The sequence below is a fragment of the Burkholderia sp. Bp9140 genome, from assembly GCF_003853425.1.
Taxonomy (GTDB): Bacteria; Pseudomonadota; Gammaproteobacteria; order Burkholderiales; family Burkholderiaceae; genus Burkholderia.
This window is the reverse complement of the sequence record NZ_QTPQ01000003.1, coordinates 142,463-166,719: the sequence shown is the minus strand read 5'-3', so window position 1 is coordinate 166,719 and position 24,257 is coordinate 142,463. Positions and strand designations below refer to the sequence as shown.

General features: G+C 69.9%; 25 protein-coding genes and 1 pseudogene. 25 read left to right on the top strand and 1 reads right to left on the bottom strand.

The window, feature by feature from the left end; genetic code table 11:
* The first annotated feature begins 163 nt into the window (after window positions 1-163).
* From DIE21_RS03985 to DIE21_RS03950, 8 genes are all read left to right on the top strand, one after another.
* Window positions 164-1,357 carry an acyl-CoA dehydrogenase family protein gene (locus tag DIE21_RS03985; protein ID WP_124496240.1) on the top strand — a complete coding sequence of 398 codons (1,194 nt, stop codon included), beginning with the start codon at window positions 164-166 and terminating at the stop codon, window positions 1,355-1,357.
* Between the two features lie 10 nt (window positions 1,358-1,367).
* Entirely contained in the window at window positions 1,368-3,128 is a 1,761-nt protein-coding gene (locus DIE21_RS03980; protein WP_124496238.1) for an FAD-dependent oxidoreductase, read from the top strand.
* Window positions 3,125-3,643 carry a flavin reductase family protein gene (locus DIE21_RS03975; RefSeq protein WP_124496236.1) on the top strand — a complete coding sequence of 173 codons (519 nt, stop codon included), beginning with the start codon at window positions 3,125-3,127 and terminating at the stop codon, window positions 3,641-3,643. The genes DIE21_RS03980 and DIE21_RS03975 overlap by 4 nt, the downstream gene beginning before the upstream one ends.
* 15 nt (window positions 3,644-3,658) lie before the next feature.
* Window positions 3,659-4,711 (top strand): ferredoxin--NADP reductase, encoded by a 1,053-nt coding sequence (locus DIE21_RS03970; protein ID WP_124496234.1) that lies wholly within the window; start codon window positions 3,659-3,661, stop codon window positions 4,709-4,711.
* Window positions 4,712-4,759: 48 nt separating this feature from the next.
* On the top strand, window positions 4,760-6,340 hold the full coding sequence (locus tag DIE21_RS03965; protein WP_124496232.1) for a FadD3 family acyl-CoA ligase: 1,581 nt from the start codon (window positions 4,760-4,762) through the stop codon (window positions 6,338-6,340).
* A 36-nt stretch (window positions 6,341-6,376) separates the two neighbouring features.
* Window positions 6,377-7,150, top strand: a complete 774-nt coding sequence (locus DIE21_RS03960; protein ID WP_124496230.1) for an SDR family NAD(P)-dependent oxidoreductase — start codon at window positions 6,377-6,379, stop codon at window positions 7,148-7,150.
* Window positions 7,151-7,202: 52 nt separating this feature from the next.
* Window positions 7,203-7,574 carry a hypothetical protein gene (locus DIE21_RS03955; RefSeq protein WP_124496228.1) on the top strand — a complete coding sequence of 124 codons (372 nt, stop codon included), beginning with the start codon at window positions 7,203-7,205 and terminating at the stop codon, window positions 7,572-7,574.
* A 386-nt stretch (window positions 7,575-7,960) separates the two neighbouring features.
* A complete protein-coding gene (locus DIE21_RS03950; protein ID WP_124496226.1) occupies window positions 7,961-8,614 on the top strand; it encodes a hypothetical protein in 654 nt (217 codons plus the stop codon).
* Between the two features lie 12 nt (window positions 8,615-8,626).
* Here DIE21_RS03950 and DIE21_RS03945 read toward each other — a convergent pair.
* Window positions 8,627-8,938: pseudogene (locus DIE21_RS03945) on the bottom strand (acyltransferase family protein); the annotation flags it as partial.
* A gap of 7 nt (window positions 8,939-8,945) precedes the next feature.
* On the opposite strand from DIE21_RS03945, the gene DIE21_RS03940 reads away from it, so the two are divergent.
* From DIE21_RS03940 to DIE21_RS03860, 17 genes are all read left to right on the top strand, one after another.
* A complete protein-coding gene (locus tag DIE21_RS03940; RefSeq protein WP_260432290.1) occupies window positions 8,946-9,554 on the top strand; it encodes a glycosyltransferase family 87 protein in 609 nt (202 codons plus the stop codon).
* Between the two features lie 253 nt (window positions 9,555-9,807).
* Window positions 9,808-10,044 carry a FitA-like ribbon-helix-helix domain-containing protein gene (locus DIE21_RS03935; protein WP_014899176.1) on the top strand — a complete coding sequence of 79 codons (237 nt, stop codon included), beginning with the start codon at window positions 9,808-9,810 and terminating at the stop codon, window positions 10,042-10,044.
* Window positions 10,031-10,447: a type II toxin-antitoxin system VapC family toxin gene (locus tag DIE21_RS03930; RefSeq protein WP_185640535.1), complete on the top strand. Its 417-nt coding sequence runs from the start codon at window positions 10,031-10,033 to the stop codon at window positions 10,445-10,447. Before DIE21_RS03935 ends, DIE21_RS03930 begins: the two co-directional genes overlap by 14 nt.
* Window positions 10,448-10,703: 256 nt before the next feature.
* Window positions 10,704-11,600, top strand: a complete 897-nt coding sequence (locus DIE21_RS03925; protein WP_124496222.1) for a VOC family protein — start codon at window positions 10,704-10,706, stop codon at window positions 11,598-11,600.
* A 9-nt stretch (window positions 11,601-11,609) separates the two neighbouring features.
* Window positions 11,610-12,503 carry a CoA transferase subunit A gene (locus tag DIE21_RS03920; protein WP_124496220.1) on the top strand — a complete coding sequence of 298 codons (894 nt, stop codon included), beginning with the start codon at window positions 11,610-11,612 and terminating at the stop codon, window positions 12,501-12,503.
* 10 nt (window positions 12,504-12,513) lie between these two features.
* Window positions 12,514-13,311: a CoA-transferase subunit beta gene (locus tag DIE21_RS03915; protein WP_124496218.1), complete on the top strand. Its 798-nt coding sequence runs from the start codon at window positions 12,514-12,516 to the stop codon at window positions 13,309-13,311.
* A gap of 8 nt (window positions 13,312-13,319) precedes the next feature.
* Window positions 13,320-14,246, top strand: a complete 927-nt coding sequence (locus tag DIE21_RS03910; protein WP_124496216.1) for an enoyl-CoA hydratase — start codon at window positions 13,320-13,322, stop codon at window positions 14,244-14,246.
* Window positions 14,243-15,355 carry a nitronate monooxygenase family protein gene (locus DIE21_RS03905; protein ID WP_124496214.1) on the top strand — a complete coding sequence of 371 codons (1,113 nt, stop codon included), beginning with the start codon at window positions 14,243-14,245 and terminating at the stop codon, window positions 15,353-15,355. Before DIE21_RS03910 ends, DIE21_RS03905 begins: the two co-directional genes overlap by 4 nt.
* Window positions 15,356-15,380: 25 nt before the next feature.
* The gene (locus DIE21_RS03900; protein WP_124496212.1) at window positions 15,381-16,190 is read left to right on the top strand and encodes an enoyl-CoA hydratase family protein; all 810 of its coding nucleotides are present in this window, start codon (window positions 15,381-15,383) and stop codon (window positions 16,188-16,190) included.
* Window positions 16,187-17,356 carry an acyl-CoA dehydrogenase family protein gene (locus DIE21_RS03895; RefSeq protein WP_124496210.1) on the top strand — a complete coding sequence of 390 codons (1,170 nt, stop codon included), beginning with the start codon at window positions 16,187-16,189 and terminating at the stop codon, window positions 17,354-17,356. Before DIE21_RS03900 ends, DIE21_RS03895 begins: the two co-directional genes overlap by 4 nt.
* Window positions 17,357-17,391: 35 nt before the next feature.
* The gene (locus tag DIE21_RS03890) at window positions 17,392-18,462 is read left to right on the top strand and encodes an acyl-CoA dehydrogenase family protein (protein ID WP_124496208.1); all 1,071 of its coding nucleotides are present in this window, start codon (window positions 17,392-17,394) and stop codon (window positions 18,460-18,462) included.
* On the top strand, window positions 18,459-19,610 hold the full coding sequence (locus DIE21_RS03885) for an acetyl-CoA C-acetyltransferase (RefSeq protein ID WP_124496206.1): 1,152 nt from the start codon (window positions 18,459-18,461) through the stop codon (window positions 19,608-19,610). The genes DIE21_RS03890 and DIE21_RS03885 overlap by 4 nt, the downstream gene beginning before the upstream one ends.
* Before the next feature lie 41 nt (window positions 19,611-19,651).
* Entirely contained in the window at window positions 19,652-20,530 is an 879-nt protein-coding gene (locus tag DIE21_RS03880) for an SDR family oxidoreductase (protein WP_124496204.1), read from the top strand.
* 3 nt (window positions 20,531-20,533) lie between these two features.
* A complete protein-coding gene (locus tag DIE21_RS03875) occupies window positions 20,534-21,772 on the top strand; it encodes an acyl-CoA dehydrogenase family protein (protein WP_124496202.1) in 1,239 nt (412 codons plus the stop codon).
* Complete coding sequence (locus tag DIE21_RS03870) at window positions 21,769-22,974, top strand: acyl-CoA dehydrogenase family protein (RefSeq protein WP_124496200.1); 1,206 nt, start codon at window positions 21,769-21,771, stop codon at window positions 22,972-22,974. Before DIE21_RS03875 ends, DIE21_RS03870 begins: the two co-directional genes overlap by 4 nt.
* Window positions 22,971-23,771, top strand: a complete 801-nt coding sequence (locus tag DIE21_RS03865) for an SDR family oxidoreductase (protein WP_124496198.1) — start codon at window positions 22,971-22,973, stop codon at window positions 23,769-23,771. Before DIE21_RS03870 ends, DIE21_RS03865 begins: the two co-directional genes overlap by 4 nt.
* Complete coding sequence (locus tag DIE21_RS03860; RefSeq protein ID WP_124496447.1) at window positions 23,771-24,256, top strand: MaoC family dehydratase; 486 nt, start codon at window positions 23,771-23,773, stop codon at window positions 24,254-24,256. Before DIE21_RS03865 ends, DIE21_RS03860 begins: the two co-directional genes overlap by 1 nt.
* Window position 24,257: the final 1 nt, after the last annotated feature.

The window sequence follows — 24,257 nt, the reverse complement described above, 5'->3', positions numbered from 1 at the left end:
CAGGGCCGCGCATCGTCCGTCGTCCCTTCGGACGATGCGGCGCGGTCGCGCGAGTCCGACCATCGGCAGCAGGAACCCTCGCTCGCGGCGCCGGCCGCGACGAACCACTTAGAGAGACCGGGGTGGGCGCCGCCGCGCGCGCTCCGTATCACAGGAGACATTCGTGCATCGCGACAACGATTCGAACGCACTGGCCGCCACGCTGATCGCCCGGGCCGAGGCGCTGGCGCCGACGCTCGCCGGCCGCGCCGCGCAGGCGGACGCGCAGGGCCGCATCCCGGACGAGACGATCGCCGACATGCAGGGCGCCGGCTTCTTCAAGGTGCTGCAGCCGAAGCGCTACGGCGGCTACGAGCTCGATCCACAGGCCTTCTTCGACATCCAGATGGCGCTCGCGCGCGGCTGCATGTCGACTGCGTGGGTGTATGGCGTCGTCGGCGTGCACAACTGGCAGCTCGCGCTGTTCGACGCACGCGCGCAGCAGGATGTGTGGGGCAAGGATCCCGCGACGCTGATCGCGTCGACCTACATGCCGGTCGGCCGCGTGAGCCCGGTCGACGGCGGCTTCCGGCTGTCCGGCCACTGGAAGTTCTCGAGCGGCAGCGAGTTGTGCGAATGGGTGTTCCTCGGCGCGCTGGTGCCGCCGGCCGTTGCCGGCCAGCCGCCGGAATACCGCACGTTCCTGCTGCCGAAATCCGACTACCGGATCCAGCAGGACTGGGACGTGCTCGGCCTGCGCGCGACCGGCAGCCACGACATCGTCGTCGACGACGTGTTCGTGCCCGTGTACCGCACGCACAAGGCGATCGACGGGATGATGGGTACGAGCCCGGGCCTCGCGGTCAACGACGCGCCGCTGTTCAGGCTGCCGTTCGCGCAGATCTTCGTGCGCGCGGTGTGCACGTCGTGCATCGGCGCGCTGCAGGGCGCGCTCGACGATTTCACCGGCTATGCGGCCACGCGCGTGTCGGCCAACAGCGGCGCGAAGACGACCGACGATCCGGGCGCGCAGAACGCGTGCGCGAACGCGGCCGTCGCGATCGACGAGATGACGGTGCTGCTCAAGCGCAATTTCGCGGAACTGATGGCGTCGGTGACGGGCGGCCCGGCCGTGTCGATCGAGCGTCGCGTGCATTTCCGCTACCAGTCCGCGCAGGTCGCCGAACGCTGCGCGCAGGCCGCGAACGCGCTGCTGCGCTACGCGGGCGGCAACGGCATCTATCACCGCAATCCGCTGGTGCGCCGCTTCCTCGACCTGCACGCGGCCCGTGCGCACTACGCGAACAACGTGGACCGCTTCGGCCAGAACCTCGGCGCCGTGATGCTCGGCCGCGAGAACACGGACTACTTCATCTGACGAGGCCGAGATGAACGACACGCAAGCGCAGCAATACGTGTTCGACGTCGTGGTCGTCGGCTCGGGGGCGGGCGCGCTGCTCGCGGCGTGCCGCGCGGCCGACCGCGGGCTGTCCGTCGTCGTGCTCGAGAAGACGGCGCTGTACGGCGGCACGTCGGCCGTCTCGGGCGGCGGGATCTGGGTGCCCTGCAACCACCATATCGCCGAACTCGGCGCGACCGATACGCGCGAGGCCGCGCGCTGCTATCTCGACGCGTGCACGGCCGGCGCGTCGTCGCGCGAGCGGCTCGACGCGTATCTCGACCAGGCGCCCGAGATGCTGCGCTATCTCGAAGCGAAGACGCCCGTGCGTTACCAGGCGCTGCCGAAGTACGCGGACTATTTCCAGAAGCTGCCGGGCGCGATGCCGGGCTATCGCGCGCTCGATCCGCTGCCGTTCGACGGCGCGCGGCTCGGCGACGAACTCGACCGGCTGCGTCCGCCGTCGCCCGGCACGCTGATCGGCGGCCGCGTGGCCGTGACGTCGAAGGAGGCGCACACGCTGTTCTCGCGCGGGCCGGGCTTCATGAAGCTCGCGATCGCGCAGTTCGGCCGCTACTGGCTCGATCTCGGCGTGCGCCGCCGCACGCGGCGCGACCGGCGCCTGACGCTCGGCAACGCGCTGGTCGGCGGGCTGCGCCGCGCGCTGCTCGACCGCAACGTGCCCGTGTGGCTCGACACGCCGATGCGCGACCTGCTCGACGTCGACGGCCGCGTGACGGGCGTGCGTGCGCAGCGCTTCGGGCAGATCGTGACGATCGTCGCGCGGCGCGGCGTGATCCTCGGCGCGGGCGGCTTCGAGCGCAACCAGCCGATGCGCGAACGCTACCTGCCGCAGCCGACGCGGATGCAGTGGAGCGCGACACCGCCGGCCAACACCGGCGACGCGATCGCCGAAGGCCATCGGCTCGGCGGCGCGCTCGCGCTGATGGAACACGTGTGGGGCGCGCCGACGGTCGGCGTCGCGGGCGAGGAGAAGCAGCGCGCGCTGTTCGTCGAACGTAACCTGCCGGGCTGCGTGATCGTGAACGGTCTCGGCAAGCGCTTCGTCAACGAGGCCGCGCCGTATTCGGAGTTCGTGCCGGCGATGTATCGCGACCATGCGCGCACCGGCGCGTGCGTGCCGGCCTGGATGGTGTTCGACGCGCGCTTTCGCCGCAAGTATCCGTGCGGGCCGATCATGCCGGCGTCGATGATGCCGGATGCGCGGATGCCGGACGCGTTTCGCGACGTGCTCGTGAAGGCCGACACGATCGATGCGCTCGCCGCGCGGATCGGCGTCGATGCGGCCGGGCTGCACGACACGCTGCGCGACATGGCGCGTTATGCGGCGACCGGCATCGACGAAGCGTTCGGCAAGGGCGACAACCTGTTCGACACGTACTACGGCGATCCGCGCAACGCGCCGAATCCGTGCCTCGGGCCGGTCGACGAGGCGCCGTTCTACGCGGTGCGGATCGACGCGGGCGACATCGGCACGAAAGGCGGCCTCGTCACCGACGCGCAGGCGCGCGTGCTGCGCGCCGACGGCGCGCCGGTCGACGGCCTCTACGCGATCGGCAACACCAGTGCATCGATGATGGGTGCGAGCTACCCCGGCGCGGGCTCGACGCTCGGTCCGGCGATGACCTTCGGGTTCATCGCCGCCGACCACCTGGCCGCGCAAGCGGCCGACGCCGGCGGCCGGTCAGTCCGGCCGTCCACGACTGAACCTGACGGAGTCCGACAATGAGCGATCTCACTACCCATCCGCTGCGCACCGACATGCTGCTCGCGATGCGCCGCCTCGCGCGCTCCGTCACGGTCATCAGCAGCGCGCACGACGGCCGGCGCTACTCGATGTCCGCGACGGCGGTCGATTCGCTGTCGACCGATCCGCCGTCGCTGCTGATCTGCATCAACCGCAGTGCGTCGCTGTATCCGCCGCTCGACGTGGGCGCGCCGTTCTGCGTGAACGTGCTGTCGGCACGCCATGAAGGCATCGCGATCGACTGCAGCGGCCGCCTGAAGGGCGAGGCGCGCTTCACGACCGGCGACTGGCACACGTCGCCGCTCGGCGTCCCGTACCTGCACGATTCGCAGGCGAGCCTCGTGTGCGAGCAGGACGGCCGCTTCGAATACGGCACGCATACGGTGTTCATCGGGCGCATTCGCGAAGTGCTGATGAGCGGCGACGTCGATCCGCTCGTCTATCTCGACGGCGCGTACACGACGCCCGGCGCGCCGGCGGCTCGCGCGGTCGCATGACGTGAGGAACCTGCGATGAGCGATTCGCGCTTCCACCGGCTGACCGTGGCCGACGTCATCGCCGAAAGCGACGACGCGTGCTCGTTCGTGTTCGACGTGCCCGCCGCGTTGCGCGATGCGTTCGCATACCGGCCCGGCCAGTTCCTGACGCTGAACGTGCCGTGCGCGGATGCGAGCGTCGCGCGCTGCTACTCGCTGTCGAGCGCACCGGGCATCGACGCGGCGCCGAAGATCACCGTCAAGCGCGTGCGCGACGGCCGCGCGTCGAACTGGCTGTGCGACCGCATCCGCGCGGGCGATGCGCTCGACGTGCTGCCGCCGGCCGGCGTCTTCACGCCGCGCACGCTTGATGGCGACCTGCTGCTGTTCGCGGGCGGCAGCGGCATCACGCCGGTGCTGTCGATCCTGAAATCGGCGCTCGTGCATGGACGCGGGATGCTGACGCTGATCTATGCGAACCGCGACGAGCGCTCGGTGATTTTCGGCGACGAGCTGCAGCAGCTCGCGCACCGCCATCCGGGCCGCCTGCGCGTGATCCATTGGCTCGACAGCGTGCAGGGCGTGCCGCAGCAGCGGCATCTCGAGGAACTCGCGCGGCCGTTCAGCCGGCAGGAGACGTTCATCTGCGGGCCGGCACTGTTCATGGAGAATGCGCTCGCCGCGATGCTCGGCCTCGGGCTGCCGCGTGCGCGCGTGCATGTCGAGCGCTTCGCGTCGCTGCCCGATGCGCCGGCGCCGGCCGATCCGGCGGCATCGGCCGCGACGGCCCGAACGATCGCCGCGTCCGGAGACGGCGCGGCGATCGAGACGGTGCTGGATGGCGAGGCGTTCGCGTTCGACGGCGCGCCCGGCGAAACGCTGCTGGACGCGATGCTGCGTGCCGGCCTGCCCGCGCCGAATTCCTGCCGAATGGGACAGTGCGGCGCGTGCATGTGCCGCGTCGAACGCGGCGCGGTGGCGCTCGACGGCAACCACGTGCTCGACGACGACGAGATCGCGGCCGGCTGGACGCTCGCGTGCTGCGCGCGGCCCGCGAGCGACGCGCTGCGCGTGGTGTTCCCCGATTGAGCCGCGGCGCCTGCGGCGTGCGGCAACCCTGTTGCGATGCATACGACGATGGACAACGAAATCCTCACCACGCCCGCGCTGATCGCGCGGGCTGCCGCGCGCCACGGCGCGCATCCGGCGATCGAGTCGGAGCACGGCCGGCTGACCTATGCGGAACTCGACGCGGCGCGTCTCGAAGCCGCGCGCGCGCTGCTCGCGAGCGGCATCGACGCCGGCGACCGGATCGCCGTCTGGGCACCGAACCTGCCGCAATGGATCGTCGCGGCGCTCGCGATCCACACCGTCGGCGCGATCCTCGTGCCGGTCAACACGCGGATGAAAGGGATGGAGGTGGGCGGCATCCTGCATGACGCCGGCGCGCGGCAGCTGTTCTGCTGCGGCACCTTCCTCGGCGAATCCTATCCGGCGATGCTCGCGCCGCACCGGCCCGCGATGCTCGAGCGCGTCGTCGTGTTCGACGGCGAACCGCCGTCCGGTGCCCGCGACGAGACCTGGAACGCGTTCCTCGCGTGCGGCGCGGCGGTGCCGCTCGCCGCCGTGCGCGAGCGGGAGGCGCAAGTGACGCCCGACACCGTGATGGACCTGATGTTCACGTCCGGCACGACCGGCCGCCCGAAAGGCGTGATGACCGCGCACGGGCAGAACCTGCGGGCCGCGCAGGCGTGGGCGGCAATCGCCGGCGTGCGCCAGGACGACCGCTACCTGATCGTCAATCCGTTCTTCCATACGTTCGGCTACAAGGCAGGCTGGCTCGCCGCGCTGTCGAGCGGCGCGACCGTGCTGCCGCATCTCGTGTTCCAGCCGGCCGACGTATTGCGGCGCGTCGCCGACGAGCGCGTGTCGGTGCTGCCCGGCCCGCCGACGCTGTACTACGCGCTGCTCGACGCGCCCGAGCGCGCGACGCGCGACCTGTCGTCGCTGCGGATCGCGGTGACCGGTGCGGCCGCGATCGCGCCGAGCCTGATCGAGCGGATGCGCGCCGAGCTCGGCTTCGAGACCGTGCTGACCGGCTACGGGCTCACGGAATCGTGCGGCTTCGCGACGCTGTGCCGGCACGGTGACGCCGCCGAGACGATCGCCCGTACGTCGGGCCGGCCGATGCCGGACGTCGAGCTGCGGATCGCGGGGCCGGACGGCGCGGCGCTCGGGCCGGACGAGACCGGCGAGATCTGGGTGCGCGGCTACAACGTGATGCGCGGCTACTTCAACCAGCCGGACGCGACGCGCGAAACCGTCGATGCGCAGGGGTGGCTGCATACGGGCGACCTCGGCTGCGTCGACGCGAACGGCAACCTGAAGATCACCGACCGGATCAAGGACATGTTCATCGTCGGCGGCTTCAACTGCTATCCGGCCGAGATCGAGCGGCTGCTGGCCGCGCATCCGGCGATCGCGCAGGTCGCGCTGGTCGGCGTGCCCGATACGCGGCTTGGCGAGGTCGGCCATGCGTACGTCGTGTTGCGTCCCGGCGCGCACACGGACGCCGACGCACTGAACGACTGGGCGCGCCGCAACATGGCGAACTACAAGGTGCCGCGGCATTTCACGTTCGTCGAGCAACTGCCGACGAGCGCGGCCGGCAAGGTGCTGAAGTACCGGCTGCGCGCGGGCACCGAAGCGGCGGCCTGAGCGCGTCGCGTGACACCACATCAACGGGTTGAATGCATGAACGACAACGGATTTCCGCAGGGCGCGGTGCTCGTGTTCGGCGGCAGCGGCGGGATCGGGCAGGGCGTCGCGCTCGAATTCGCGCGCGCCGGCGTGCCGGTCGCGCTCGGTTATCGCAGCAAGGCCGACGTGGCCGAGCGCGTCGCGCGCGACCTGCGCGGCGCCGGCGTCGCGGCCACCACGCATGGCGTGGACGTGACCGATCCCGCGCAGATCGATGCGGCGCTCGCGGCTGCGATCGATGCGCATGGCCGCGTGCACACGATCGTGTGGGCGGCCGGCCCGTTGGTGAACCAGCGCCCTATAGGCGACATGACGCACGACGACTGGCGTCGCGCGATCGAGGTCGAGACGGTCGGCTTCTTCAATGCGGCGAAGGCCGCGTTGCCGCATTTCCGCGCGTCGGGCGGCGGGTCGTTCGTCACGCTCGGTTCGGCCGGGCATCTGCGCTGGCCCGATCGCGACGGGCTGTCGGTCGCACCGAAGGCGGCGAACGAGGCGCTGGTGAAGGGGCTCGCGCGCGAGGAGGGCCGTCACGAGATCCGCGCGAATTCGATCCTGGTCGGCGTGATCGAGGCCGGGATGTTTCCGGTGCTGCTCGAACAGGGGCAGTTCGATCAGGCGTGGATCGACGAGACGCAGAAGATGCTCGCGCTCAAGCGCTGGGGGAAGGCGCGGGACATCGGGCGCGCGGCGGTGTTTCTCGCGTCGGACCGCGCGAATTACATCACGGGGCAGCAGCTGAACGTGTCGGGCGGGTACGGGTTGTAGCGGATGGACGGAGCCCGCTCGGGCGAGCGGACTCGACAAACGGACGCGTTAGTTGTCTCGCGCGCTGATCTTGCCGAATCGATCCGGAACCTGCGCAACGAGCGTGCCCGGCTTCGTCTGCCCGTATCGCATGCTCGAAGCGCGTGAACAGCCATCCCGCCTGCGATCGGTTGTGCCCGCATCGTCCTCGGTATTCACCCTGACCCGCGATGCACGATCCCGCATCCTGATCGCGCGCGACTCGCGCGAGGTCACGTCAATGAAACATTTTCCTCCCTGCGTGCACTCACACGCGCTCGCCGGCCGTCGCGATTCGCGTGTGCCCACGGCCGCGCATGCTTGCCCGACGCGCGTCGCGGCGCGCGACGCGTTGCTCTCCGGCATCGGGCACGGCGATGAAGTGCGAAAACAGATGCGTTCCTGAAACATTTCCGTCGATTCCCCCACGCGTAACGCCGGACATCCGGCCGCGAGGCCGGGCCCGCGCGGGTCTGCGCCGCATGGCACACGCCTTGCGGTGAGCCCCGTGCTGCTCGTCACAACCGCGACTGATGTTCACGACGAATCGCGGGAGCGGCACGCAACGACATCGAAACAAACGGGGATCGGATCGAGCCGCGGGATGGCGGCCCGTCGTGTCGGACGCACGCTGCGTCGTATCGGCGACGCGAACGGGCACCGCACGTTCGATCCGTCAAACAGCAAGCTTGCTTGCAAGGTGTCGTGCCGGGGGACCCGCTGCGCGTGGCGGCACGAGCTGCACGCGGCGGGTCGGTGCGCCCGGCACATGTCGGGGGAACGCCCGTGAAAATGACAGTGAACCAATGGGCAGCGCTGGCGATGGTGTTCGCGGCCGGCGCGCACGCGCAGGAAATCTACCTGCAGGGCGGCACGCAGGGCGTCGGCATCGGCGCGGCCGTGAGCTTCAATTCGGTGCTCGGCGCGCACGCGGATTTCAATGCAATCAATCTGACGCATGACTTCACGGTGGCCGGCAATCGCTACCAGGACGACATCAAGCTGCGGCAAGGCGGCCTGTATGCGGACATCTTCCCGTGGCGCGGCAACGGCTTTCGCGCAACGATCGGATTGCGCTTCAACGACGACGAGATTCGCGGCGTGTCGGTGCCCACCGGCGGGACCTACGTGTTCGGCGGCAAGCGCTATCCGGCGTTGCCCGGGATGTATGCGGTCGCGGAGGCGCGCTATCCGGCCGTGATGCCGTATGTCGGGATCGGCTACGGGCATCGGCCGGCATCGAAAGGGCTCGGCTTCGTCGCCGACCTGGGCGTCGCATACGGCATCCCGCGCTGCTCGTACACGCTGTCGCCGGCACTGGCCGCCGCGGCCGGACCGCAGAAGAGCCAGATCCTGGCCGCCAGCGGCCTCGACGAGTTGAACCGGAAGATGTCGCGGTATCGGTGGTATCCGGTCCTGCAGATCGGGATCTCGTACCGGTTCTGAGCCGCGCGAACGTCACGGCACGGCCGTGCGCCGTTCGCGTGCGGGTTCGATCGTCCGGCGTGCCGGGCGCGCGTCGTTGCGCTTCGCGATGAACGGGGGCTCGATGTAGCGGCAGGTCAGCAGCGCGCAGAGGACGGCGACCAGTGCACACGCGAGCGACAGCGCCCAGATACCGAAGTCGTCAACGGAATCGATCGGGAAAACGAACTTGTTGAACGTGCGGGCGATCGTGTACACGATCGCCATGTGGATCATGTAGATGCTGAAGCTGGCGGTGCCGAGCAGCGCGAGCGGTCGGGTTTCGAGCACGCCGTAGAACCCGCAATACGGCGTGCTGTTCCCGCTGGCGCTGATCTGCGGGCGGCACTGGAGAGCGCTGGCATCGGCGGGCCTGTTCAGTGCGGCAATCGTCGCGACATCGGTGGCCGTATTCGGATCGCAGGCGTGGAGCGCGTTTCTTGCGTTCCTGCCGGTCTTCAACCGCGGCGTGGTCGAGCACGGCGAGACGCTGTGGCGCGGCATGCCGTCGATGATCGGGGTCGCGCGGGCCGCGGGCCTGTCGGTCCAGGTCGCGTACGGCATGCAGGCGAGCATCGCGGTGGCTGCTGCCGCGACCGTCGTGTACGTGTGGAGGCGCGCCGCGCGCTTCGAACTGCGTGCGGCTGCGCTGGCCGCGGCGACGTTGCTGGTGCAGCCGTACTACATGTATTACGACCTGCTGTGGCTGGTGTTGCCGCTGACCTTCATGCTGCTCGATTGTCGGAACGTCCGGCCGAACCGGCTCGAGACGGCCGTCGTGGCGCTCGCGTGGATTGCGCCGGCCCAGGCGTTCGTCGCGGTCATTACCGGCACGATGTGGCCGGTTGCGGCCGCGATCCTGGTTGCGGTGCTGGCGATGGTCGTGCGACGCGCCTCGGATCCGATGCCGCCGCGGACCTGACAACGCGCACCGGCCGGGGCCGGCTGTCGGTGAATGGCCATTCGGCCGTCTTTTTCATCGCTTCGATCCGGCTTACCGTGCACAACAGCAGTTCGACGCGTCAGGCCAGCGGCGGACCGCGGGGGGATTCCTGTCGCCCGCGGCCGCCGGCCAACGCCGACCACCGTCTTCCGCCAGATCGCGACGATGATAGCAATGCTTGCAATTCACTGCCGTAGCGCTATCATTGATAGCAATCTGGATGGAGGGACCCATGGCAAATCTTCTGGTGCGTAACGTGGATGACAGTATCGTTCAGAGCCTGCGCGAGCAGGCCGCGGCCAACGGCAGGAGTGCCGAGGCCGAACATCGGGCCATTCTGGCCGATGCGCTCGGCCGGCCGAAGCGACGGACATTCGCGCAAGTGCTGATGAGCATGCCGGACGTCGGCGAAGACGCGGATTTCCAACGTGTTCAGGATTCCGGCGAGGTCAGGCGTGTTTTTGATTGATACGAACGTCATCAGCGAGATCAGGAAGGGCAAGCGAACCAACCGCGGCGTGCGCGCGTTCTTCAGCCAGGCCGAGGCCGACGCGAGCCCGCTTTACCTGTCGGTCGTGACGGTGGCCGAACTGCGGCGCGGCGTCGATCTGATCCGTCATCGCGGCGATCATCCGCAGGCGTTGGCGCTCGAGACATGGATGGCGACGATCCTGTCCGGCTATGCGTCGAACATCCTGCCGGTCGATATCGAGACCAGCCAGATGTGGGGCCATTTGCGCGTGCCCGATCCCACGCACGAACTCGACAAACTGATCGCGGCCACTGCGCTGATCAACGATCTCACGGTCGTCACGCGCAATGTCGACGATTTCGCTCGCACCGGTGTCCGGCTGCTGAACCCGTTCGATTGATCCGGGGCGCCGCAGCGCGCCAACCTGCCACCGCTTCCCGCCTTCCGCGTCGCGCGTAGCCCGTTCCGCCGGGCTCCCGCGCGTGTCCGCCCCGCGCCCGACTCCCCGCCGGCCCCCCGCAGATTCGCCGCAGATTCCCCGTCGGCCCCCCGCCGATTCCCCACCGGGCTCTCGTCCCAACAGACGATGTGACGCCATCCCCGACCGGCCAGAATCCTTTCACGAACAACGGATTCTGAACCTGGAGGAGGCCGACATGATCGATGTCCGTGCGCTCGGCTACGTCGTCGTCGAGGCGACCCGCGTCGATGCGTGGCGCCGCTACGCGCAAGACGTGCTGGGCATGCAGGCGCTCGACGCGCCCGACGGCGCGCTGTACCTGAAGATGGACGAGCGCGATTTCCGCTACGTGATCGTCCCCGGCACGACCGACCGCTATTTCGCATCGGGCTGGGAACTGCCCGACGGCGCCGCGTTCGACGCCGCGCTCGCGGTGTTGCAACGCGCAGGTGTCGAAGCCGTGCGCGCCACGCGCGACGAAGCCGCGCTGCGCCGCGTGCAGGCAATGGCGTGGTGCACCGACCCGTCCGGCAACCGTCACGAGCTGTACTGGGGCGCGCGCTGCGACTTCCGCCGCTTCGTGTCGCCGCTGGGCGTCGCGCGCTTCGTCACCGGCGACATGGGGCTCGGCCACGCGGTGCTGCCCGCGCCGCGGTTCGACGCGACCGATGCATTCGTGCGCGGCGTGCTCGGCTTCGAGCTGTCCGACATCTACCACGTGAAGTTCACGCCCGATCCCGCCGAACCCGAGAAGCGCATCCATTTCATGCATTGCCGCAACGCGCGCCATCACAGCCTCGCGCTGTTCGAGATGGCCGTGCCGTCGGGCTGCGTGCACGTGATGGCCGAAGTCGACTCGATGGACGAAGTGGGCCGCGCGCTCGACCGGGTCGCCGCGCACGACGTGAAGATGTCGGCGACGCTCGGCCGGCACTGCAACGACCAGATGATCTCGTTCTACATGAAGACCCCCGGCGGCTTCGATCTCGAATACGGCTTCGGCGGGCTCACGGTCGACTGGTCGAAGCACGCGGTGTTCGAGGCCACCCAGGTGAGCCAGTGGGGCCACGATTTCAGCATCGGATACCGGTAAGCCAGCACGATGACGATGAAACCTCTCGACAAGACGATGTCCGCGCGCGATGTGGTCGCGCAACTCGCCGACGGCATGACGATCGGCATCGGCGGATGGGGGCCGCGGCGCAAGCCGATGGCGCTGGTGCGCGAAATCGCGCGCTCGAACCTGAAGGACCTGACGATCGTCGCGTACGGCGGCGCCGACATCGGCCTGCTGTGCGCCGCCGGCAAGGTGCGCAAGGCGGTGTTCGGTTTCGTGTCGCTCGACGTGATCCCGCTCGAGCCGCATTTCCGCCGGGCCCGCGAACAGGGCCGCGTCGACGTGCTCGAACTCGACGAAGGGATGCTGCAGCTCGGCCTGCGCGCAGCCGCCGCGCGCCTGCCGTTCCTGCCGACGCGTGCCGGGCTCGGCACCGCGCTGCTCGATCACGCGCCGCAGCTGCGCACGGTGAGCTCGCCGTACGACGACGGCGAGACGCTGCTCGCGATGCCGGCGATCGAACTCGACGTCGCGCTGCTGCACGCGAACGCGGCGGACCGGATGGGCAACACGCGCATCGACGGTCCCGATCCGTTCTTCGATGCGTGGATGGCGCGCGCCGCGCGGCGCTGCTACGTGTCGGCGGAAACGGTCGATGCGTCGCTCGCGAGCGACGATCTCGATGCCGCGCGCCGCAACCCGTTCGAGCGCTCGCTTGTCACCGGCGTCGTGCACGCGCCGGGCGGCGCGCACCCGACGTCGTGCGCGCCCGACTACGGCTGGGACCTGCCGCACCTGCGCGCGTACTGCGCGAGCGCGGAAGACGATGCAAAGACGGCGGCATACCTGCGCGACGTGGTCGGCCGGGACGAACGCCAGTACCTCGAAGGCGTCGGCGGCCTGTCGCACGTGACGACGCTGCCGTTGCCGATTCTGTAAAGGAGCGCCTGTGAGCGAATCTCTCGACCATTCCCTCGCGGAACTGATGATCGTCGCGTCCGCGCGACTCTGGCGCGACGACGGCGAAGTGCTGGCGACCGGCATCGGCACGGGCCCGCGGCTCGCGGCGGGCCTCGCGCGGCTCGCGTACAACAACGGGCTGATGCTGACCGACGGCGAAGCGTATCTCGTCGAGGAGCCGGTGCCGCTCGGGCCCCGTCCCGACGGCTATCGCGTGAAGGCGAGCGGCTGGATGACCTACGAACGCGTGTTCGACTGCCTGTGGCACGGCCGCCGCCATGCGCTGGTGATGCCGACGCAGATCGACCGCTTCGGCCAGGCGAACATCTCGTGGCTCGGCGACGACTACGCGCGTCCGAAAACGCAGCTGCTCGGCGCGCGCGGCTTCCCCGGCAACTCGACGAACCATGCGAACTCGTTCTTCGTCAGCGGCCACGGCAAGCGCACGTTCGTCGACGGCGAAGTCGACATGGTGTGCACGGTCGGCTACAACCCGGCGCGCCGGCTGCCCGGCATGAAGACCTTCGTCGACCTGCGCAGCATCGTCACCGACCTGTGCGTGATGGATTTCGGCGGGCCCGACCACGCGATCCGCGTGCGCTCGCTGCATCCGGGCGTGAGCTTCGACGAGGTGCAGGACGCGACCGGCTTTCCGCTGGTCGCGCATCCGGAACTCGGCACGACGGCCGCGCCGAGCGCGGAAGACCTGCGCATCGTGCGTGCGCTGGACCCTCACAACCTGCGCGCGACGATCGTGCGCAACGATCCGGCGCCGCGCCGCGGATGAGGTCCTACATGGAAGCGACCCAGGTGACGTTCGGCGACGGTGTCGTCGACTACGCGGTCGAGGACGGCATCGCGACGATCACGATGAACCGTCCCGAGTATCACAATGCGCAGAACTCGAAGATGACGTATGCGCTCGACGCGGCGTTCCGGCGCGCCGCGCACGACGACGCGGTGAAGGCGATCGTGCTCGCGGGTGCCGGCAAGCATTTCTCGGCGGGCCACGACATCGGCACGCCGGGCCGCGACATCCACGAGTCGTTCGAGCGCGCGTCGCTGTGGTACGACCACGTCGACAAGGAAGGCGGCGAATTCCTCTATGCGCGCGAACAGGAGGTATACCTCGGGATGTGCCGGCGCTGGCGCGACCTGCCGAAGCCGACCATCGCGATGGTGCACGGCGCCTGCATCGCGGGCGGGCTGATGCTCGCGTGGGTGTGCGACCTGATCGTCGCGTCGGAGGATGCGTTCTTTGCGGATCCGGTCGTGCGGATGGGGATTCCGGGCGTCGAGTATTTCGCGCATGCGTACGAGCTGAACCCGCGCATCGCGAAGGAATTCCTGTTCCTCGGCGAGCGCATGCCGGCCGAGCGCGCGTACCAGATGGGGATGGTCAACCGCGTGGTGCCGCGCGAGCGGCTGCGCGACGCGACCTATGCGATCGCCGCGAAGATCGCGACGATGCCGCGCCTTGGCCTCACGCTGACCAAGCAGGCGCTGAACCACGTCGAGGAACTGCAGGGCAAGCGCGCGGCGATGGACGCGGCATTCGCGTGGCATCACTTCGCGCATGCGCACAACGAGCTCGTCAGCGGCGACCGCCTCGGCGGCTACGACGCACGCAAGATGGCCAGCTCGCAGCGCAAGCCGGAGCCGGCGCACGGTGAAGGTCGAACCGACGCCGCACCGGCCGCAGTCAACGGAGCCGCCGCATGAGCACGACGCTTCAAGGCACGCTTCGTAGCCCGCTGCATACGCCGCTGTGCGACCTGCTCGGCTGCCGCTACCCGATCGTGCAGACCGCGATGGGCTGGGTGGCCGACGCACGGCTCGTCGCCGCGACCGCCAACGCGGGCGGCTTCGGCTTCCTGGCCGGCGCGACGCTCGAACCCGAGCAGGTCGAGGCCGAGATCCTGAAGGTGAAGTCGCTGACCGACAAGCCGTTCGGCATCAACTTCCACATGTTCCAGAAGAACGCGAAGCAGGTCGTCGAACTCGCGATCGAGCACAAGCTGCATGCAGTGAGCTACGGCCGCGGGCCGGACGCGAAGACGATCCGCCGCTTCAAGGACGCCGGCATCGTCTGCATGCCGACCGTCGGCGCGCCGAAGCATGCGGCGAAGGCGGTCGAGCTCGGCGCGGACATCGTGACGGTGCAGGGCGCGGAAGGCGGCGGCCACACGGGCTCGGTGCCGACCACGCTGCTGCTGCCGAAGGTGCTCGACGCGGTGCGGGTGCCGGTCGTCGCGGCCGGCGGGTTCTTCGACGGGCGCGGGCTGGCTGCCGCGCTCGCGTACGGCGCGGCCGGCATCGCGATGGGCACGCGCTTCCTGATGAGCGCCGAATCGCCGGTGCCGCGCGCGACGCTCGACCGCTACGTCGCGGTCGGCGACCCGGCACGGATCCGCGTGTCGGACGCGCTCGACGGGCTGCCGCAACGCATGATCGACAACCCGTACCTGCTGAAGCTCGAACACTTCGGCCCGCTGCGCCGCACGCTGTTCGCGCTGAAGACCGCCGAGGCGTGGCGCCGCCGGAACGGGCTGCGTACGACCGACATGCTGGGCCTCGCGATCAAGGCGCTGCGTTCGCGCGACTACACGGCGAGCCAGACGCTGATGGCGGCGAACGCGCCGTTCCTGATCCAGCGCGCGATCGTCGACGGACGCCCCGACGAAGGCGTGCTGCCGAGCGGCCAGGCGGCCGCGATGATCGGCGCGATCGAACCGTGCGACGTATTGATCGCGCGGATCGTTGCAGAGGCCGGCGAGCGGCTCGACGCACTGGCCGCGATGCGCGGCGCGGCGGCAGCGCAGGCCGCGTGAACACAATCACAGGGAGGCACAGCAGATGACAACTTCCAATCAACCGGGCGGCGCGACGCCGTTCCGGATCGCACGCGCCGACGGCATCGCCGAACTGGTGATCGCCCATCCGCCCGTGAACGCGCTCGATGCGCAGGGCTGGCATGCGCTCGCGCGTGCGCTCGACGCGCTCGGCGAGGACGACGACGTGCGCGTGATCGTCGTGCGCGGCGAAGGACGCGGCTTCTGCGCGGGCGTCGACATCAAGGAGCTGGCCGCGCATCCGGAACGGATCGTGTCGGTCAACGCGGGCAACTACGAGACGTTCCGTGCGGTGCACCGCAATCCGAAGCCGGTGATCGCGGCCGTGCACGGTTTCGTGCTCGGCGGCGGGATCGGCATCTGCGGCGCGGCGGACATCGTCGTCGCGGCCGATTGCGCGCGCTTCGGCGTGCCGGAGATCGACCGCGGCGCGATGGGCGGCGGCGCGCACCTGCAGCGGTTGTTCGGCGTGCAGAAGGTCCGCGCGATGTACTTCACCGGCGAGATGATCGGTGCGGCCGAAGCGTACCGGCTCGGCGCGCTCGAGCAGGTCGTCGCGCGCGACGCGCTGCGCGACGCGGCGCTCGCGATCGCCCGCAGGATCGCGGAGAAGAGCCCGGCGATGGTGCGGCTCGCGAAGGAGGCGCTGAACGGCGTCGAGGACGGCGATCTCGAGGACAAGTACCGCTGGGAGCAGGGCTTCACGCTGCAGGCGTACATGACGAACGACTCGACGGAGGCGCGTGCGGCGTTCGTCGAGAAGCGCGACGCGCGGTTCGACGCGCAGGCCGCCGCCGAGGAGGCACGCGCATGAACCTGACCTATACGCCGCAGCAACAGGCGTTCCGCGCGGAAATCCGCGAATGGCTCGCCGCGCACGTGCCGCGCGAGCGGCTGCCGAGCTTCGATACCGAAGCAGGCTTCGCCGCGCACCGCGAATGGGAGCGCACGCTGCACTCGGGCCGCTGGAGCATGGTCACGTGGCCGCGCGAGCTGGGCGGGCGCGGCTGCGACCTGATCGAGTGGCTGATCTTCGAGGAAGAGTACTGGCGCGCCGACGCCCCGATGCGCGTGAACCAGAACGGCATCTTCCTGCTCGGCCCGACGCTGATGGATTTCGGCACCGCGGAGCAGAAGGCGCGCTTCCTGCCGGCGATGGCGGCGGGCGAGCACGTGTGGGCGCAGGGCTGGTCGGAGCCGAACGCGGGCTCGGACATGGCCGCGATCCGCACGACGGCGATCCGCATCGGCGACGACTACGTGCTCAACGGCCAGAAGATCTGGTCGACCCGCGCGGTGTGGGCCGACTGGCTGTTCGGGCTGTTCAGGAGCGACCCCGAATCGTCGCGCCACCACGGGCTCACGTTCCTGATGGTGCCGCTGTCGACGCCGGGCATCACGGTGCGGCCGATCCGCCAGCTGAACAGGCAGACGGGCTTCGCGGAAATCTTCTTCGACGACGTGCGGGTGCCGGTCGAGAACCGCCTCGCGGCCGAAGGCGCGGGCTGGCAGGTCGCGATGGCGACGGCCGGCTTCGAGCGCGGGCTGATGCTGCGTTCGCCCGCGCGCTTCCAGCGCACCGCGCAGGCGCTGCGCGACCTGTATCTCGCGCACCGCGACAGCGCGGATCGCGACCCGACGCTGCGCGAACGCGTGGTGTCCGCGTGGATGGACGCGCAGGCGTACGCACTGTCGACCTACGCGACCGCGAGCCGGCTGCTCAAGGGCGGCCATATCGGCGCGGAGTCGAGCACCAACAAGGTGTTCTGGTCGGAGCTCGACCTGCGGATGCACCAGACCGCGCTCGACATTCTCGGCGCGCACGGCGAGGTCGTCCCGCAGACGGCCGCGCAGCACGCGGCGCTCGGCCACTGGCTCGACGGCTTCCTGTTCGCGCAGGCCGGCCCGATCTACGCGGGCACCAACGAGATCCAGCGCAACATCGTCGCCGAACGGATGCTCGGCATGCCGCGCGCGTAAGCGCGCCGGCGACCTCCTCACTGAACGGACATCGTATGGATTTCGTATTCGATGAAGACCAGGAAGCGCTCGCGGACAGCGTGAAGCGCCTGCTGATGACCGAGATGACTCCGGAGCTGATCCGCGAGCTGTGGGCCACGCCGACCGGCCGCTCCGACGCGCTGTGGTCGCTGTTCGCGTCGCAGGGGCTGACCGCCGTGTCGGTGCCCGAAGCGCACGGCGGCCTCGGCCTGACCGAAGCGGAATGGGCGCTGCTCGCGCAGACCTATGGCTACTTCGGCAGCCCCGAGCCGCTGCTCGACACGGCGCTCGTATCGGCCGGCGTGCTCGCGCGGCTGCCCGCCAGTGACTGGCGCGACGCGCTGCTGCGCGACATCGCCGAAGGGCGCGCGCGTGTCGCGCTGGTGCATCCGGTGAACCCGTATGCGGCCGACGTGCACGTCGCGCGGACGCTCTTGTGCGAACACCGCGGCGAACTGCACCGCGTCGATCCCGCGCAGTGCGCGTGGCGTGCGGTCGACAGCGTCGACCCGTCGCGGCGCCTGTTCACGCTCGATTGGGAACCGTCCGCGGCCACCCGCATCGCGCGCGCCGATGACGCCGCGCCGTTGCTGAACCGCGCGCTCGACCACGGCGCGTTCGCGGTCGCCGCGCAGCTGCTCGGCCTCACGCAGCGCGTGCTCGACGTCGCGATCGACTACAGCGCGCAGCGCAAGCAGTTCGGCAAGGCGATCGGCTCGTACCAGGCGCTCAAGCACCTGCTCGCCGACGTCGCGATCCGCTACGAGTTCGCGCGGCCGGTGGTCGCGCGCGCCGCGCAGGCGATCGCCGACGATCACCCGCAGCGCGCGGTGCTGGTGTCGCACGCGAAGCTCGCGGCGACCGCCGCCGCGCAGCTGGCCGCGCGCCACACGATGCAGGTGCACGGCGCGATCGGCTACACGTGGGAACTCGACCTGCAGATCTTCATGAAGCGGATCTGGGCGCTCTCTGGGAGCTGGGGCGACACCGCATTCCACAAGGCCCGCGTGGCCGACGCGATCCTCGGCGACGCATTGCCGATCGGCCCCGCGCAGACCTTCGACTTCGAGGAAACCCATCAATGAAACAAGCCTATATCGTCGACGCGCTGCGCACGCCGACCGGCCGCCGCAAGGGCGGGCTCGCGCACGTGCATGCGGCGGACCTCGGCGGCTTCGTGCTGAAGACGCTGGTCGAGCGCAACGCGATTCCGGCCGGCGACTACGACGACGTGGTGTTCGGCTGCGTCGACACGATCGGCCCGCTCGCGGGCAACATCGCGCGCACCTGCTGGCTCGCGGCCGGGCTGCCGCTGCAGGTGCCGGGCGTGACGGTCGACCGTCAGTGCGGCTCGTCGCAGCAGGCCGTGCACTTCGCCGCGCAGGCGGTGATGAGCGGCGTGCAGGACGTGGTCGTCGCGGGCGGCGTGCAGACGATGACGCAGATCCCGATCTCGTCCGCGATGACGAGCGCGGCGCCGCTCGGCTTCAACGATCCGTTCTCGGGCAGCACCGGCTGGCGCGCGCGCTTCGGCGACGCGCCGGTGTCGCAGTTCGTCGCCGCGCAACGGATCGCCGATCACTGGAACCTGTCGCGCGATGCGATGGAGCGTTATGCGCTCGAAAGCCACCGCCGTGCGGTCGCGGCGATCGAGGCCGGCCATTTCAAGCGGGAAATCGTGCCGTTTGAAGGCGTGATGCACGACGAGACGCCGCGCCCCGACACGTCGCTGGAAAAGATGGCGACGCTCGAACCGCTGATGCCGGGCGGCTCGCTGACGGCCGCCGTCGCGAGCCAGACCTGCGATGCGGCCGCCGCGCTCCTGATCGTGTCGGAGGACGCGCTGAAGCGCTACGGTCTCACGCCGCGCGCGCGCATCCATCACCTGAGCGTGCTGGGCGACGATCCGCTTTGGATGCTCACCGCGCCGATCCCGGCGACGAAGACCGCGTTGAAGAAGAGCGGCCTCGACTGGTCGCGGATCGACGTCGTCGAGATGAACGAGGCGTTCGCGTCGGTCGCGCAGGCGTGGCTCGCCGACACGCGCTTCCCGCACGAAAAGACCAACCCGAACGGCGGCGGCATAGCGCTCGGCCATCCGCTCGGCGCGACCGGTGCGCGGCTGATGACGACGCTGCTGCACGAACTGGAGCGAACCGGCGGCCGTTACGGGCTGCAGACGATGTGCGAAGGCGGCGGTCTCGCGAACGTCACGATCATCGAGCGCCTGTGAGCGCGTCACTTTCACGATCTCTCGATCCAGGAGGCACCAGCATGGGAATCTGTAACGGACGCACCGTCATCATCACCGGCGCGGGCGGTGGGCTCGGGCGCGAATATGCGCTCGCGTTCGCGGCCGAAGGCGCGGCGGTCGTCGTCAACGACATCCGGCACGAGGCCGCTCAGGCCGTGTGCGACGAGATCGCACAACGTGGCGGCCGCGCGCTCGCGAATTCGGACGACATCACGACGCTCGACACCGCGCAGCGGATCGTCGACGCGGCACGCGAAGCATTCGGCGACGTGCACGTGCTGGTCAACAACGCGGGCATCTGCCGCGACAAGATGTTCCCCAGCATGACCGAAACCGACTGGGATGACGTGATGCGCGTGCACCTGCGCGGCCACTTCTGCCTGTCGAGCGTGCTGGCGCGTGTATGGCGCGATGCGGCAAAAGCGGGCGACGCGGTCGATGCACGGATCATCAACACGAGCTCGGGCGCCGGGCTGCAAGGCTCGATCGGCCAGTCGAACTACGGCGCGGCGAAGGCCGGGATCGCCGCGCTCACGCTGATGCAGGCGGCCGAACTGCAGCGCTACGGCGTGCGCGTGAACGCGCTTGCGCCGGCCGCACGCACGTCGATGACCGAGGGCGTGTTCGCCGACATGATGAAGAAGCCCGAGGACGGCGGCTTCGACTATTTCGATCCGGCCAACGTCGCGCCGCTGGTCGTGTGGCTCGGCAGCGCGCAGTCGGCCGACGTGACAGGGCAGGTGTTCGAGGTCGCGGGCGGGATGATTGCGGTCGCGGAGGGCTGGCGCACGGGCCCGCGCGTCGATCGCGGCGCGCGCTGGGCGGCGGCCGAGGTCGGCCCGGCGGTTGCGCGACTGCTGGCCGATGCGCGGCCCGCGCAGCGCGTGTACGGGAGCTGACCGATGGATCTGGCGCTCACCGACGAACAGGCGATGATCCGCGACGCGGCGGCCGACGTGCTCGCCGAACGCAGCGCGTCGGCCGACGTGCGCCGCGCGATCGAGCAATCGGCCGGCCGTGACGACGCGCTGTGGGCCGCGTTGGCGGGCGAGCTCGGCTGGAACGCGCTCGCGCTGCCCGAGGCGGCCGGCGGGCTGGGGCTCGGTGCGGTGGAGCAGACGGTGCTGATGGAGCAGCTCGGCCGGCGCGTTGCGTGCGTGCCGTATTTTTCGACCGCGTGCCTGGCGGCGAACGCGCTCGCGGGCTGCGTCGACACGCCGTTCGTAACCGGCTGGCTCGCGAAGATCGCCGAAGGCGCGTGCAGCGCGACGCTGGCATTGCCGTTCGAGTGGCCTGCCGGCGCCGGGCAGTTGCCGGTCGTCGCGGAAGAAGCGGCGGGCGGCTATGCGCTGTCCGGCACGACCGGGCAGGTGATCGACGGCGCGCGCGCCGACCTGCTGCTGATCCCCGCCCGGATCGCGAACGAAGGGCAGGCGATCGGACTGTTCGCGATCGACGTCGCGACGGCGTCGGGCGTGAGCGTCACGCCGCTCGACACGCTCGACGCGACGCGGCCGATTGCGCGCGTCGTTCTCGAGGATACCCGCGTGAACCGCGACGCGCTGCTCGCGAGCGGCGCGGTTGCCGCACAGGTGCTCGAGCGCGCGGGATGGTTCGCGGCGCTCGCGCTGGCCGCCGAACAGCTCGGCGGCGCACGGCAATGCCTCGACCTGACGCTCGACTACACGAGCCAGCGCGTGCAGTTCGGCCGCGCGATCGCGTCGTTCCAGGCCGTCAAGCATCGCTGCGCACAGATGATGGTGCTGATCGAATCCGCGCGCTCGGCCGTGCTCGGCGCGGCGCACGCGTGGGACGCGGAGGGCTGCGGCATGCTGCCGAGCGCCGCGCTGCGCGCCGACGTCGCGGCCGCGAAGGCCGCCGCGAACGATGCGTATGCGTTCTGCGCGCAGGAAGCGATCCAGCTGCACGGCGGCGTCGGCTTCACGTGGGAATACGACCCGCATCTCTATTTCAAGCGCGCGCAAGCGTCGGGCGCGCAGTTCGGCAGCACGCCGCAACTGCTCGAATGGATCGCATGCCATGCGATCGACGGCGGCGCATCGCATCCCGATCAAGCGCCCGCCGTGCCGGTTGCCGCGACAGCCCGCCCGTCGGCCGCACGCGCAGGAGCACTGCAATGAACAGCGAAACGCGCGAACAACAATTGCGGCATGAAGTGGCCGACTGGGTGCGCTCGCACCTGACCGGCGAATTCGCCTGCCTGAAATACCGGGGCGGCCCCGGCGACGAGGAAGCGTTTCCCGAACTGCGCAAGGCGTGGGAGCGGGAGCTGGCGCAGGGCGGCTGGACCGGCCTCGGCTGGCCGACCGACGCGGGCGGCCGCGGCTTCACGGTCGCCGAGCAGGTGATTTTCCACGAGGAATACGCGCGCGCCGGCGGCCCGGGCCGGATGGGCCATATCGGCGAAGGGCTGCTCGGGCCGACACTCGCCGCGTGCGGCACCGACGACCAGCGCGCCCGCTTCCTGCCGGGGATTCTCGCCGGCACGCAGTTCTGGTGCCAGGGCTACTCGGAACCGGGCGCGGGATCCGATCTCGCGAACGTGCGAACGCGCGCCGAGCGGGACGCGGACGGCACGTGGCGCGTATACGGCCAGAAGGTGTGGACGTCGCTCGCGCACGATTCCGACTGGATCTTCGTGCTTGCGCGTACCGATCCGGCATCGAAGGGCAACAAGGGGCTGTCGTTCCTGCTGATGCCGCTCGACCAGCCGGGTATCGAGATCCGCCCGATCAGGCAGCTCAATGGCGGCGCCGAGTTCAACGAAGTGTTCTTCGACGGCGCGCGCGCGGCAGCACGCGACCTCGTCGGCGCGCCGGGCGACGGCTGGCGGATCGCGATGACGCTGCTCGGCTTCGAGCGCGGGATGTCGACGCTCGGCCAGCAGATGCAGTTCGTCCGCGAGCTCGAATGGGTGATCGATGCCGCGCGCGAATCGGGCGCCGCTCGCGACCCGGTGCTGCGCCAGCGGATCGGCCGCGCGTGGGCCGGGCTGCGCGTGATGCGCTACAACGCGCTGCGCATGCTGTCGGGCGCGGACGACGCGAACGGCGGCGGCGCTGAACCGCTGCGCCGCGAGGCGCTGATCTACAAGTACTACTGGTCGAACTGGCACCGCGACCTCGGCCAGCTTGCGATGGATGCGCTCGGGCCGCGCGCGAACGTGATCGATCCGGCCGACGAGAAGCTCACCCATCTGCAGCGCGTATTCCTGTTCTCCCGTGCGGACACGATCTACGCCGGCACCAACGAAATCCAGCTGAACATCATGGCCGAGCGCGGGCTCGGCATGCCGAGAGAACCGCGAGGACAACAAGCATGACCGAACCCCAGATCCAGAAAGCGCCGGCCTACGTGCCGGGCCACCAGCTGCTCGCCGGCAAATCGGTGCTGATCACGGCCGCCGCGGGTGCCGGCATCGGCTTCGCGGCCGCGCGCCGTTGCGCGGAGGAAGGCTGCCGTGCGCTGTTCATCTCCGACATCCACGAGAAGCGCCTCGAACAGGCGGTGGAAACGCTGCGCGCCGAAACGGGGCTGCAGCAGATCCACGGACGCCTGTGCAACGTCGCGGTCGAGGACGACGTGCAGGCGCTCGTCGCTCAGGCCCAGGACAGGCTCGACGGCGTCGACGTACTGATCAACAACGCCGGGCTCGGCGGCGCGAAACGCATCGTCGAAATGGACGATGCCGAATGGTCGCGGGTGATCGACATTAGCCTGACCGGGACGTTCCGGATGACGCGCGCGATGCTGCCGCACATGCAGGCCCGCGGCCGCGGCGCGATCGTCAACAACGCATCGGTGCTCGGCTGGCGCGCGCAGGCGGAACAGGCGCACTACGCGGCGGCGAAGGCGGGCGTGATGGCGCTCACGCGCTGCGCGGCGCTCGAGGCGTCGCCGTACGGCGTGCGCATCAATGCGGTCGCGCCGAGCATCGCGATGCACGATTTTCTGAAGAAGTCGGCGCCGGCCGACTTGCTGAATCAACTGGCGTCGCGCGAAGCCTTCGGGCGCGCCGCCGAAGTCTGGGAGGTCGCGAACGTGATGGTGTTCCTTGCAAGCGATTACGCGTCGTACATGACGGGCGAAGTGCTGTCGGTCAGCAGCCAGCACGCATGATGGACACGACCCTCGACCCCGTGCGCGCGATGCCCCGCGTGTTCGCGCATCCCGGCGAACTCGCGGCGGCCGTCGGCGACTCGCTCGGCGCGAGCGCGTGGCTCGCGATCGACCAGGTCCGCATCGACGGCTTCGCCGACGCGACGGGCGATCACCAGTGGGTGCACGTCGACCCGGTGCGCGCGAAGGACGGCCCGTTCGGCGCGTGCATCGCGCACGGCTACCTGACGCTGTCGCTCGTCAACCATTTCCTGCCGCAGATCGTGCGCATCGACGGCGCGCGGCTCGGCGTCAACTACGGCTGCGACCGGATCCGCTTCCCGGCGCCGGTGAAGGTCGGCGCGCGCGTGCGCGGCGTCGGCGAGCTGCTGCGCGTCGAGCCGCTCGACGGCGGCGTGCAGGCGTGGATCCGCGTGACCGTCGAGATCGAAGGCGAGGCCCGGCCCGGCTGCGTCGCCGACACGATCAGTCGCTATTACTTCTAGA